This window comes from Nocardioides sp. (assembly GCF_050699375.1).
Lineage (GTDB): Bacteria > Actinomycetota > Actinomycetes > Propionibacteriales > Nocardioidaceae > Nocardioides.
This window is the reverse complement of sequence record NZ_JBOHDN010000378.1, coordinates 1-12,254: the sequence shown is the minus strand read 5'-3', so window position 1 is coordinate 12,254 and position 12,254 is coordinate 1. Positions and strand designations below refer to the sequence as shown.

Below are 12,254 nucleotides of genomic sequence, written 5' to 3'. Positions count from 1 at the left end.
CCAGGATCTGCTTGGTTGATCACGGACCCGATCGCGATCAACACGCCGCTCGTTAGGAGTGATGGAAATGGCCAACCGTCTCGCTGGTGCGACGAGCCCCTATCTCCTTCAACATGCAGACAATCCGGTCGGTTGGTGGGAGTGGGGACCGGATGCCTTCGTTGAGGCGAAGCGGCGGGACGTACCTGTTCTGCTCTCGGTTGGCTATGCCGCCTGCCACTGGTGTCACGCGATTGTGAGTACGCTCAGAGCTTCTCAAGACTCAGTGAACATCCAGGTCAGCAAGACTATTTCGGTTCGAATCGATTCGGCCCGGATCGCGGCATGACAGCGATTCCGGAGCTTCGTGTATCACATGGACGCCGCGTCTACTGAAAAATTCTACTGGAAAGTGGCTGTTGCAGTAGATCAGCGCAATGCCCAAGAGGCGCGCGGATCCTTAGGCCCCTGGCCGTCCCAAACCACCAACCCATGATCGCGCAGAGTCTGCAAGTGACGGCCCGCCGTGGGGCGAGTGATTCCGGCAAGATCAGCGACCTGACCCGTACTCATCGGGCGGCCCTCCATCCGGAGAGTGTCCAGCACCTTCCGTGCGCCGCTGGGCAAGGCGGCGCGCACGTCGTCGGGAAGCGCGTCTGCCGACGAAAGGACGAGGCGAACTGATCCGCTGGTCTGCGTGTAGATCGGGTCACTGAGTCCGAGCCGCCGCATCTCGCCGAAGATGCGTTTGATCCCCTCACCGAGTTCCCGGGCGATCCCGAGGTCGGAGCAGACTCGGACGATGCGGGGGTTGCGGGCGTAGCGGCTGATCGAGAGCGGTTTGGTGGGATCGGCGAGCCCAGGGAAGCGACCTGGGTTCTCGATCTCGATCCGGTTGGGGAAGATCTCGACTCTGACGTGGTCGCCGGCCATCGAGTACGACCTGTGGAGGACGGCGTTGACCAGGCCCTCGAGCCACACGTTGCGGGGAATGATCGGGCGCGGTTCGAATCGGCCGCTCGGCGCCAGCGCCCGCACCTTCGGCACCCACTCCTCGATCACGCCGGCGGCTCTGGTGATTTGCTCGGGGATCGAGCCTTCGAGTCGGACGTCGCCGCCGTAGGCCTCGCTTGTGCAGGGACCGCTTGCACGAAGGCCGTCGGACACCAGCTTGCACGTTTGGAGAAGCTCCCGACCGCGGAGGATTCCCGTGACGGTCCGAGCAAGGAAGGGATGGTTCCCAGTGGGGAAGTCGGCGTAGGCACAGACAGGTCGAGATCGGGCTCGGGATGCCCGGCTGAAGGCGGCTCGGGAGCGACGGCTGAAGCTGGACCCCGAGCAGCTGGCCCGAGAGCGGCGCATCGACGAGGCATCGGTCGACGTCGAGGTCGCCTGGGAGGACCGGGCCCAGGCTGAGCGGGCGGTGGCCGACGTGGAGGTCGCGGCGGCCGCGATCGAGCGGCTTGTCGCCGAGCGCCTAGGGCGTGTCTCCTAAGTTCAGCGGTATGGGACTGACTTGCCGTCGACGTGTCTCGTGAACGAGTCCTGGCCAACGCTCAGTAGGAGCGGATTGAGCCGTTGATGCCCTCGACCGACGGCGCGAAATCGTGGCCGTTCCGCGATCACCGGCCGCTTGGTGTTCAGTCGGCGGCGCGCCCACGGATCGCGACGGTCACCTTCACCCTCAGGGCACCTTGGCCTCAGGAGTCAGCCACCGGGGATGAGCCCCGCCCGACCCTCAGGCCGAGTTGGAACCGGGTGTGCGCAGCGTGCTCGGCCATCGTCGCGCGGACCCAGCGCTGGACGGTGCGCTCGGTGACGCCGAGCTGACGAGCGACGGCCTTGTCGGGGATTCCCGCCGCCATGAGGGTCAGCAGTGCGGCCTGTCCCGGCTCACGGTCGAGCGTCGTCACGGGGGCGGTCGTGTCGTCGGCGTTCGGGTCACCGAAGGGCGTCGCTCGTTCCCAGAGCAGATCGAAGAGCACGCACAGCGAGTCCAACAGCGCGGATGGGTGGACGACGACTGCCACCTCGATGGTCTCGGGTGCAGTCTCCAGGGGAACGATGGCCATCTTCCGGTCAGCGACGTTCATCTTCATCGGCACCCCCCACAGGACCCGCGCCTGCTCGCCGAGACCGACGGCCCCCCGGATCGATTCCATCTGACCGGGGTATTCCAAAGAGGATCCCTCGTACACGCTGCGGTAGGTGCACCCCTCCTGCAGCTTGCGGTTCTCGAGGGGGTTGTCCATCTGCTCGGTGGCGTACGGAGGGCGGTCGAACGCGAGGATCTGGTGCGCCTCGCGCTCAATGGCCCGGACCCGTTGGTGGATCGCCGACCGACCGACGATGATCTCGATGACGTCCCGCGCGTCCACTCCGTGCTCGACCTGAACCCAGCGGTCCCGAAGGTCCGCCGTGGCCCGGTCCTTGGCCTCGGCCAGGTCGGCGATGCGCCGCTCGGCCAGGTCGGCGAGGGCGACGTCGGGCGCAATGGCGGCCACCCGTTCCGGGGAGCCGGCCAGTGTGGTGATGAGCCCGTGCTGCTCCAGCCTGCTCACCAGCATCGCGCCGGACTCGCTGTCGGTGTGGTTCCACAGCAGACTCAACGCCTTACGGGTCATGGGCGGGCTGTCGACGAGGAGCAGGTAGAGCTCTTCCTCATGCGCCGTCAGCCCGAGAGTTTGCAGGTCGGTGCTCATCACACTGAGTGTGCCACCTGTTGTCGTGTTTCAGAAGTTGTCGCAAAAGCGACTAGCAACCCTCTTGGTGAGCGGTGATGTGCGCGGCGATACTCGATCAATTCAACCGGTTGACATCCACGGATCAGCCTCTCGGAGACCGACCGGACCGCCCCAACACTCAGGAGCACGACGATGACGCATCAGCCCCTTCGCCTCGTACCGATCCCCGCATGGGGGGTGGTGGTCCTCACCGTGGTCCTTGGCCTCGTGAGCAGCGTGCTGGTCCCGGCGAGCGGCGCCAGAGCCACGGGAACCGGTGCGGGGACGGTGAGGACTCTCGACGGTGACCCGGAAAATCGTGCTGTCTCGCGATCGATCACCCTCATCACCGGCGATGTCGTGCACTGGACGGCCCTGAAGGAGGGCCCTGGGAGCGCGATCGTGGAGGACCGCGGCGTCACCAGCGTCTTCGAGACCGTCGAGTCCGACGAGGGGTACTACGTCATCCCCTCGGAGGTGGCGCCGCTGGTGGGCACGCTGCTGGACCGCGAGCTCTTCAACGTCGCCTCGCTGGTCGAGCAGGGCTACACCGATGACGCCGTGGACGGCCTGCCGGTCATCGTCCAGAGCAAGGAGGGCAGCAACGCGCGCAGTCGCGGCGCCAGCACCCCGCCCGGACTCAAGGTGGAGCAGCGCCTCGCGAGCATCGACTCCGTTGCCGGCACGCTTGCCCACGGCGAGGCCGAAAGCTTCGGCCGCCTGCTCGGCAAGGCTGCACGCGACGTCAAGCCCACCGCCACGAAGGGGGACACGCAGGGGCGCAGCTCCAGTGGGTCCACGCCCGACATCACTGTCGACGGCCTGGCCGGCGTGGAGCGGATCTGGCTCGACGAGAAGGTCAAGGTCTCCCTGGAGGAGAGCGTCCCGCAGACCGGTGCCCCCACGATGTGGGCGGCCGGCTACACCGGGACCGGCATGAAGGTCGGCGTGCTCGACACCGGCATCGACCAGAACCACCCGGACGTCGCCGACAAGATCGTCGCGTCGAAGAACTTCAGCTCGAACGATTCGGTGCAGGACGGGCACGGTCATGGCACCCACGTGGCATCGATCGCGGCCGGCACCGGCGCAGCCTCCGACGGGCTGCGCAAGGGCGTGGCCCCGGGAGCGAGCCTCGTCATCGGCAAAGTGATGGACGACAGCGGCAGCGGCGCCAACTCGGACATCATCGCCGGCATGGAGTGGGCCGTCGGCGAGGGCGACGCCGATGTGATCAACATGTCCCTCGGTGGCGGGTACACCGACGGCACCGACCCGATGAGCCTCGCGGTCAACGAGCTCACCGAGGAACACGGGGTGCTCTTCGTGGTCTCTGCAGGCAACGACGGCCCGCGTAGCTCGACGCTGACCGCCCCGGCCACCGCGGACGCCGCGCTGACCGTCGGCGCGGTCGACAAGGAGCACGAACTCGCCTACTTCTCGAGCCGTGGCCCGCGCCTGGGCGACTTCGCCATCAAGCCGGAGATCACCGCCCCCGGCGTCGGCATCCAGGCAGCCCGGGCGTCCGGCACGTCCATGGGGAGCCCCGTCGACGACTTCTACACCTCCACGAGCGGAACTTCGATGGCGTCGCCCCACGTCGCCGGCGCGGTGGCCCTGCTCAAGCAGGAGCACCCCGACTGGACCCCCGCGCAACTCAAGAGCGCCCTCGTCAACTCGGCCACCCCCAACTCCTCGGACTCGGTCTTCGAGCAGGGCGGTGGCGAGCTCGACCTCGCTCAGGCCATGAAGACGTCGGTGGTCACCACGCCGTCCACCTTGAGCATGGGCAACTTCGAGTACCCGCACGATGATGCGACGCCCGTGACCAAGGAGCTGACCTACACCAACCTCGGTGAGGAGTCCGTCTCCGTCGACCTGGGGACCAGGCTGATGGACGACGAGGGTAAGGCCGCACCGGCGGGCATGCTCACCGTGGCGCCGTCCTCCCTGGACCTCGCGCCCGGATCCTCCGCACAGGTCAGCGTGACGCTCGACCGGACGCTGGGTGGTGAAGGGACCTTCAGCGGTCAACTCCTGGCGACGGACGCGGACGGCAACCGGATCTCCAGCACGCCCGCCGGCTTCATCAAGGAGAGCGAGGTCTATGACATCACCGTCGAGGGTATCCAGCGCAACGGCGAGCCCGCCGCCGCCGGCAGCCAGGTGGCCGTCCTCGACGCGACCAACTTCAGCGACTTCCGTCGCTCCAGCACCGCCTTTGTCGATGGTGTCGCCACCATCCAGGTCCCTCCGGGCACCTACAGCGTGATGTCCATGATCAGGACCGAGGGGGAGGACGGCCACGCCTACTCGAGCCAGGCGCTCATGGGTGACCCGGAGATCGAGATCACGGCTGACACGCACCTCACCTTCGACGCACGTGAGGCCGTCGAGGTCACCCCCGAGTCGTCCTACGAGGACGCCGAGGTCGTCAGCCACGCCATCCAGTACCGCCGTACCGGCGAGGAGTCCGGAAACCTCACGCAGACCTGGATCGGTGGCGATTGGCCGTACTACGTGTCGCCGACCGAGCCCGTCACCCTCGGTGGGTTCAGCTTCGGGACGAAGTTCGAGGTCAGCAGCCCGGAGGCCTACATGACCCTCGCCTTCCCGGAGGACGGTGCCATCCCCGCCGACACCACCTACGAGGTGAACAGCACGAACACCGCCACCGTGAAGACGGCTTACCACAGCGACAGCCCCGACCAGACCTACCGTCGCTCGGTCCCGTCCCGGTTCCCGTGGGAGGGCATGGCCCTGGCGCTGTTCGAGCCCGTCCCGGCGCCGTCGGAGCGCGCCGAGGTCTTCTCCGCCAACGAGGTCCGCTTCACCCAGGTCGTCATGGCCAGCAGTTCCTCCGGTGGGAGGCTCTCGGAACCGGAGACCGGGTTCGAGCCCGGCGCGGAGCTGGAGCAGAGCTGGCTCGCCTCGCCCCGGACCCCGAGTCCGCTGGAAGGGAACGAGTACACGGCATCGAGGCTGCCCACCTCGCGGTTGGGCAACACCCTGAACGTGCACATCTTCGAGTTCAGTGACTCCAACCTCGGAGAGGGCGTGCACTATGGCAGCCTCAACCCCTTCGACGCCACGGAGGGCGCGGCCTTCCGCCTTTACCAGGACGGTGAGCTCTACGCCACGGGTCCGCGTGCCTTCGGCACCATCTCGGTGGCCCAGCAGTCCCGGTTGCGGTTCGAGCTCGACGTCCACCGTGAGAACGACTTGTGGACCACATCCACGCAGACGCGCACCGTGTGGGAGTTCGACAGCGCCACGACGGAGAGCGAGACCCCGCTACCGCTGCTGCAGGTCGACTACGACGCCGACGTCGATCTCACCAACACACTGGTGGGCCCGAGCAAGCGCAGCGGTCCTCCGATCATCGGCCTGCACCCGCGGATGCCCTACGGTCTGGACGACCCCGAGATCCAGCAGGTCAAGGCCTGGGTGTCGCTCGACGACGGTGTGACGTGGACCAAGCGCCCGGTGCTCTCAGCGAAGGACGGCTACGCGGTCGTGGCCGGCCCCCTCCAGGGCGCTGGCCACGTCTCCCTCAAGGTCGAGGTCACGGACCGCAAGGGCAACTCGGTGACACAGGAGGTCATTCGCGCATACGCGCTGTGACCGTCGGATCGGTCGCCCTGACCCTCGGGCCGGGGCGGCCGGTCATCGGCTCCCGACCAGGCCTCCTCTCTGCTGCCTGGTCATGACCGTGGTCGCTCGCCTCAAGATGAGGCGCCACAAGGGCAACCAACCTGGCGTGGGTCTCTATGTCGGCGGCCGCGACCAGGCCTCGGCCGGACTCGAGCTGTTCACCTCGCAGATCTGTGACCACACAGCCCGCAGCACGGCACAGTGCGATCCCGAGGGGTCCGAACGATGCGCGAAAGTCGGGATCGACGAGGAGCTGCGGGCCGAGGAAGGGCCGATCGAGCGGGCCGTCGCTGTTTTCCTCAGCGACACACCCACCGGGGTCGTACACCACTCTCTAGGACTCCACCGCCGGGGAGTTACATTCCGATACCTGGCGGTCGGCTGTTCTGGCACGACGAGCGGTATCCTCAGTAGGCCTCTTCGCGATCAAGGGTATGGGCGTTCATCGTTCGCTCAACTTGCTGACTGGGTCGCTAAGGGCGTCCTCGCCGGCGCGTACGTAGTGGTTGAGGACGGTAGCGAGCTTGTCGTCTATCCAGCCGGAGCAGAGGCCGATGTCGGCGAACTCGTCGGAGGAGAGCGACGCTGGCTCGACGCCGTTCCGGGTCAGGCGCAACCAGACCGCGCGCGTCTCGGGGACGGCGGTCTCGAAGAACGCCTCCACCTCGCCACTGTCGTGACCGGGCCATGATTGGTTTCCGGGCGTGCGAGGCTGGTCCTGTGGCAAACCGACTCATGGACGCGACCTCGCCCTACCTGCTTCAGCATGCCGACAATCCGGTGGACTGGTGGGAGTGGGGTCCCGACGCGCTTGAGGAGGCGCGGCGGCGGGACGTACCTGCGCTGTTGTCGGTCGGCTACGCCGCTTGCCATTGGTGCCACGTGATTCTGCGTACGCTCAGGAACTGGGCGAGTTCAAAGAATCCGCTGGTCAGAAGCGGTATGTCACTATATATTGGTTCAGCGATGATCGTTGAATGACGCCGATTCCGGGGCTTCGTGTATCACTTCGTGTATCACGAGGACGCCGCTGGTCACGCTGAGGCGGTGAGGTCACCATGGGTCGCGGCTTCGCGGCCACTGATCTGGTGGAAGTAGACCGAGCCGTCGGCGATTTCGTCGATCAGCACCCACGACCAGAAGCCTGGGCGGCCGGCGACCGCGACACCACCAGGCTGGAACCGACGGCGCTCGGGGAGGCGGGCGACATTGCGGTCCTCGTCGTCGACCAGGTTCAGGTCGGCGTCGATATCGATGTAGACCATGTCGGGCTCCTCTCAACTCGGTTCCTGTTGGTGGTGCGGGTTGTCCTCCACAGTGTATGCGGCGGCGAGGAATCGATCGACGAGCTCTTTGGCGCTACCTGAGGTGATCTGAACGTTGGCGTAGCTCTCGCCGTAGATGGGCCCGCGGCTTGCGTCGTAGTGCGGCGCCTTCCCGCTAGTCCGTGAATCGATGCACGCCAGCCACACTCGCCACTTCGGTCCCAGGAGCATCTATTCACGGACTAGATGGGTCAGGTGCTGGTGGGCTCGGGGAGCGGGCCGGTCAGGTAGCGTTCGACGGTGGGGGCTATCCAGTCGACGATCTCGTCGGCGTCCATCTCGATGATGGGTGGAAGATCGAGGATGTAGCGGCCTAGGGCGATGCCGATGAGCTGGGCGGCCACCAGTGCGGCGCGGCGGGGGGCCTGGGAGGGGTCGGGGCACACCGGAGCTACGGCGGCCGCGACCTGGGTGGCGAAGATGCTCCGCATCTGCTCGGCCGCGCCGGGATCGGTGGCAGCGCGACGCAGGAGGGCCATCAGGGTGCCGTCGGAGTCCCACATCTTCATGAAGTGACCGACCATCGCCCGGCCGACCTCGCCGGCCGGTGCGGTCGTGAGGTCGGGGAGTGCCAGGTCGATCGAGGCGGCCAGCGTGAACAGGTCTTCCTTGTTGCCGAAGTAGCGCATCACCATCGACGGGTCGATCTGCGCCTCCGCTGCAATCGCGCGGATGGTGGTGCGGTCATATCCCTGCCGCGCGAAGTGCTCCCGCGCGACGGCGAGGATGCGCTCGCGGGTCTCGGCTCCGGAACGGCGCGCATCACTGATGTCCTCGTCGCCGGAGCCGGCCCCACCGGGCTGGCGGTGGCGGCCAAGCTGGCCGCGGCCGGCATCGACGTCACCGTCATCGACAACCAGGCAACCGGTGACAACACCTCCCGTGCCGCCGTCGTCCACGCCCGCACCCTGGAGGTCCTCGCCGACCTCGGCGTCTCCGCCCGCCTGGTCGCAGAGGGCATCGAGGCGCCGCGGTTCACCATCCGCGACCGCGACAAGACTCTGGTGCCGATTCGCTTCGACGACCTGCCCAGCGATTTCCCGTACGCCCTGATGGTCTCTCAAGCGGTCACCGAGCGTGTCCTCCTGGAGCGTGTCATCGAGCTCGGCGGCCACGTACGCCGACCGCTCACCCTGGTCGGCCTCGTCCAGGACGGCGCCGGCGTCACCGCCACCACCGAGGACGGCACCGAGATCCGGGCGCGCTTCCTGGTCGGGGCCGACGGCATGCACTCCACCGTCCGCGAGAAGGCCGGGATCGGGTTTCCGGGAGGCAAGTACGCCGAGTCGTTCAGCCTCGCCGACGTACGCATCGAGGGCGACGCGCCGCGCGACGAGGTCATCCTCTACTTCTCACCCGAGGGCACTCTGGTCTCCGCGCCCCTGCCCGACGGCTCGTTCCGGTTCGTGGCCCCGGTCGCGGAGGCGCCGGCCGAGCCCGACGTCGACTACGTCCAGGGCCTCCTCGACCGGCGCGGCGGGAGCACTCCGGTCAAGGTCACCGAGGTGGTGTGGGGATCGCGCTTCCGCGTCCACCACCGCGTCGCCGACGCCTACCGCGCGGGACGGGTCCTGATCGCAGGCGACGCCGCCCACGTGCACAGCCCGGCCGGCGGCCAGGGCATCAACACCGGGATCCAGGACGCGGTCGTGCTCGGCGACGCCCTCGTCGCCGTGCTCACCAGCGGCCCCGGCGCTGGGTCGGAGGAGGGGCTCGACGACACTCTGCTCGACGACTATGGCGCCCGCCGCCGCCCGGTCGCTCAGGAGGTCATCGACCTCTCCGACCGGCTGCCTCGGTTCGGTCTCGCCCGCGGGGTTCGGCGCGGCGTACGGAACCTGGTGCTGTCCACGCTCGCGAAGCTCCCGCCCTTCCGGCGGATGCTCGCGTGGCGGCTCTCCGGGCTCGTCTACCGCGACCGCTGAGTCAGCGGTGGAGAGCGCGGAGCGCGGAGTCGACCGAGCCGCCGGCCGGGACGATGTTCACGGACCGCTCGCCGTCGGTGATGTGGATGCCTCGCTCGTATTCCGGGCGGGGCAGGGGGCCGCCCCAGGCGTACGTGTACCTGACCAGCACCAGAATTGTGTCGATCTCGGCGCGGTGTCGATCGATCTCCCACCGCGGTTTGGTGTCCTTCCGTCCCCAGATCTCGTAGCGGTCCGGCCGCACGAGCACCGCGAACACCTCGTTCTTGCCCAGGCCGCGCCTGCGGGCACGTGCTCGCCTCGCGTCCGTCCGGACGCCCAAGGAGCCGAAGCTGTAGACGACCCACGCGTCCGGCACATCGATATCGAGCACGAAGTCCAGCGTCGAGGGCAGTACGTGGCGCGCCACGAGGACCCCGGTGATCAGCATCGGCACTCCGAGGAAGAGAGCGATCAGACCGACGTCGTCCAGCGGGTTCACCGGGCCACCATGACAGATGGCTTGCCGATCAGCTTCGTGGAGGTCGCCGTCCCCAGGGGCTGTCACTGGTGAACGGGAGGCTGTCCAGCGTCAGAGTCGTCGGTGAGGGCAGCGGTTCGAGCGTCGCGTCGGCGCGAAATGACTGGAGCAGGTAGGCCACCAGGCGCCGGGAGGCCTCGGCGTCGTCCGGTAGGGCGGCCACCAGGCCGCAGTGCGCCAACATGACTACGCCGAGGTCGGAGGGGTGGAAGTCGGCCCGGAGTGCACCCGCCGCCTGGGCCCTGTGAACCAGGGTCGTGATGCCGTGCTCGGCGTGCTTCCGGGACTGCGCGTGCTCGGCGGTGCTGTCCGGGAGGGCTGCGAGGAACGCGGCCGGGAAGCCTCGTTCCTTTCGCTGGAGGTCGCAGATGGTCTCGACCAACTGCTGGAATCCCTGCCATGGGTCGGGGGCGGCCAGGGCGTTGGTGAGTGCCTGCCCACAGGTCTCCATCTGCTTCTCGAACGCGCCCTGGACGAGGGCGTCCCGGGTCGGGAAGTGCCGGTAGAGCGTCGCGACGCCGACTCCGGCCCGTCGGGCGACGGTGGCCATCGGGGCATCGATCCCGCGCTCGGCGAAGACCGTGCGGGCCGCGACGAGGACGCGCTCGCGGTTGCGCCTCGCGTCCGCCCGCACCCCCTCCGGGGCTGCGATCCGAGACGATTCCACCATCACTGTCTCTCGCTTCCGCTCAAACGGATGATTGCGTCCATTTAGGACCTTACCGTCTGTGTCAGACCCACGTACGACTACAGCTGGAAGAGGCAGGATGAACGACCATACGATGAAGGCAGTGCTCTACGACCGCTACGGCGGCCCGGAGGTGCTCTACGTGGACCGGGTGCCTCGCCCCGCGCCGGCCCGGGGCGAGGTGCTGGTGAGGGTGCACGCGTTCAGCGTCAACGGCGGCGAGCTGTCGGCTCGTGCCGGCGATCTCCGTCTCCTCTTCGGCCAGAAGTTCCCCAAGCGCGTCGGTCTGGACTTCACGGGCGAGGTCGCCGCCCTTGGCGCCGGAGTCACCGGCTTCGATGCCGGCGAGCGCGTGTGGGGCGTCCTGGGTCGCACCTCGGGGTTCGGCAGTGCTGCGGAGTACGTCGCCGTGCCCGCGGAGCGGATCGGCCGGGTCCCAGACGGCCTCGATCTGGTGGAGGCCGCCGCGCTGCCAGTGGCCACCACGGCTGTCACCGCGTTGCGGGACAAGGCCGGGCTGCGGCCCGGCGAACGACTCCTCGTGCGCGGTGCGGCGGGCGGCGTCGGCAATGTGGGTGTCCAGGTGGGACGGGCGTACGGCGCCGAGGTGACTGCTCTCGCCCGCGCCGCCAACCTCGAATTCGTCCGCGGGCTCGGGGCGCATGAGTCCATTGACCACCGGAGCGTCGTTCCGGCGGACCTGGGCCGTTTCGATGTGATCCTGGATACCGCGGGGACCGACCTGCGGAGCTTCCGGGGCCTGCTGAATCCCGGCGGGCGCATGGTCACGATCGCCTTCGACCTGAAACAGCCCGCGGCGTCGCTGGGCTACATCGCAGCCAGTGCGGTCCACGGGCGTGGCCGGGTGCGCTTCTTCAGCGGCAATCCCACCCGGGCGGCCTTCGACGACCTCGCTCGCCACGTGGTCGAGAAGCAGCTCAGTCCGGCGGTCGACACCGTCTTCCCGTTGGACGAGACGGCAGCGGCGCACCGGGCGCTGGAAGCGGGCGGCGTGCAGGGAAAGTACGTGGTCAGAGTCGTCTAGTCCGTGAATAGATGCTCCCGGGACCGAAGTGGCGAGTGTGGCTGGCGTGCATCGATTCTCAGCCCGGAACGGGCGCCCCGCCAGGGGAAACAGGGCTAGATGACAAATTCCAAGGGGTCTCAGTGGTCGTAGGCGGTCAGTGAGCGTCGCACGGTGAGTCCGAGCCGGTCGTTGTGCCAGATCGCGGCGGTCATTGCGAGGACTCGTTGAGCGATGCGGGCACAGACACCGTCGATGGTCTTGCCGCGGTGTCGTTCGATGCCGAGTTGGGTCTTGAAGGTCGCGGTGACCGACTCGATGACCTGGCGCAGCGGTTTGAAGAACTCCTGGCCCGGACGGGGTTTCTCGCCCTTGCGGGCCTTGCGGAGCAGATCGAGGCCGGCCTGGTCCAGGCC

At 67.8% G+C, this 12,254-nt stretch carries 12 protein-coding genes and 1 pseudogene; 5 read left to right on the top strand and 8 right to left on the bottom strand.

Annotated elements, in window-relative coordinates; genetic code table 11:
- Window positions 1-67 precede the first annotated feature (67 nt).
- Complete coding sequence (locus tag ACRDPS_RS24865; RefSeq protein WP_431504352.1) at window positions 68-328, top strand: DUF255 domain-containing protein; 261 nt, start codon at window positions 68-70, stop codon at window positions 326-328.
- Window positions 329-408: 80 nt separating this feature from the next.
- Here the strand turns inward: ACRDPS_RS24865 and ACRDPS_RS24860 are convergent, their stop codons facing one another.
- Entirely contained in the window at window positions 409-1,041 is a 633-nt protein-coding gene (locus tag ACRDPS_RS24860) for an ATP-binding protein (RefSeq protein ID WP_431504351.1), read from the bottom strand.
- A 638-nt stretch (window positions 1,042-1,679) separates the two neighbouring features.
- On the bottom strand, window positions 1,680-2,681 hold the full coding sequence (locus tag ACRDPS_RS24855) for a helix-turn-helix domain-containing protein (protein ID WP_431504350.1): 1,002 nt from the start codon (window positions 2,679-2,681) through the stop codon (window positions 1,680-1,682).
- A 174-nt stretch (window positions 2,682-2,855) separates the two neighbouring features.
- Between ACRDPS_RS24855 and ACRDPS_RS24850 the strand changes: the two genes are divergently transcribed.
- Complete coding sequence (locus ACRDPS_RS24850) at window positions 2,856-6,326, top strand: S8 family peptidase (RefSeq protein ID WP_431504349.1); 3,471 nt, start codon at window positions 2,856-2,858, stop codon at window positions 6,324-6,326.
- Between the two features lie 472 nt (window positions 6,327-6,798).
- Here the strand turns inward: ACRDPS_RS24850 and ACRDPS_RS24845 are convergent, their stop codons facing one another.
- Window positions 6,799-7,020 carry a hypothetical protein gene (locus ACRDPS_RS24845; protein ID WP_431504348.1) on the bottom strand — a complete coding sequence of 74 codons (222 nt, stop codon included), beginning with the start codon at window positions 7,018-7,020 and terminating at the stop codon, window positions 6,799-6,801.
- A 56-nt stretch (window positions 7,021-7,076) separates the two neighbouring features.
- Between ACRDPS_RS24845 and ACRDPS_RS24840 the strand changes: the two genes are divergently transcribed.
- Complete coding sequence (locus tag ACRDPS_RS24840) at window positions 7,077-7,337, top strand: DUF255 domain-containing protein (RefSeq protein WP_431504347.1); 261 nt, start codon at window positions 7,077-7,079, stop codon at window positions 7,335-7,337.
- A gap of 53 nt (window positions 7,338-7,390) precedes the next feature.
- Here the strand turns inward: ACRDPS_RS24840 and ACRDPS_RS24835 are convergent, their stop codons facing one another.
- Both ACRDPS_RS24835 and ACRDPS_RS24830 read right to left on the bottom strand, forming a co-directional pair.
- Window positions 7,391-7,621, bottom strand: a complete 231-nt coding sequence (locus ACRDPS_RS24835; RefSeq protein ID WP_431504346.1) for a hypothetical protein — start codon at window positions 7,619-7,621, stop codon at window positions 7,391-7,393.
- A gap of 251 nt (window positions 7,622-7,872) precedes the next feature.
- Window positions 7,873-8,316 (bottom strand): TetR/AcrR family transcriptional regulator, encoded by a 444-nt coding sequence (locus tag ACRDPS_RS24830; RefSeq protein ID WP_431504353.1) that lies wholly within the window; start codon window positions 8,314-8,316, stop codon window positions 7,873-7,875.
- 69 nt (window positions 8,317-8,385) lie between these two features.
- Here ACRDPS_RS24830 and ACRDPS_RS24825 point away from each other — a divergent pair, with 69 nt between their 5' ends.
- On the top strand, window positions 8,386-9,606 hold the full coding sequence (locus tag ACRDPS_RS24825; protein ID WP_431504345.1) for an FAD-dependent oxidoreductase: 1,221 nt from the start codon (window positions 8,386-8,388) through the stop codon (window positions 9,604-9,606).
- 1 nt (window position 9,607) lies between these two features.
- On the opposite strand, the gene ACRDPS_RS24820 is transcribed toward ACRDPS_RS24825, so the two are convergent.
- Window positions 9,608-10,087 (bottom strand): hypothetical protein, encoded by a 480-nt coding sequence (locus ACRDPS_RS24820; RefSeq protein ID WP_431504344.1) that lies wholly within the window; start codon window positions 10,085-10,087, stop codon window positions 9,608-9,610.
- A 28-nt stretch (window positions 10,088-10,115) separates the two neighbouring features.
- Window positions 10,116-10,796: a TetR/AcrR family transcriptional regulator gene (locus ACRDPS_RS24815; RefSeq protein WP_431504343.1), complete on the bottom strand. Its 681-nt coding sequence runs from the start codon at window positions 10,794-10,796 to the stop codon at window positions 10,116-10,118.
- Window positions 10,797-10,893: 97 nt separating this feature from the next.
- On the opposite strand from ACRDPS_RS24815, the gene ACRDPS_RS24810 reads away from it, so the two are divergent.
- Window positions 10,894-11,859: an NAD(P)-dependent alcohol dehydrogenase gene (locus tag ACRDPS_RS24810; protein WP_431504342.1), complete on the top strand. Its 966-nt coding sequence runs from the start codon at window positions 10,894-10,896 to the stop codon at window positions 11,857-11,859.
- A gap of 119 nt (window positions 11,860-11,978) precedes the next feature.
- Here ACRDPS_RS24810 and ACRDPS_RS24805 read toward each other — a convergent pair.
- Window positions 11,979-12,254, bottom strand: a pseudogene (locus tag ACRDPS_RS24805) (IS982 family transposase); the annotation flags it as partial.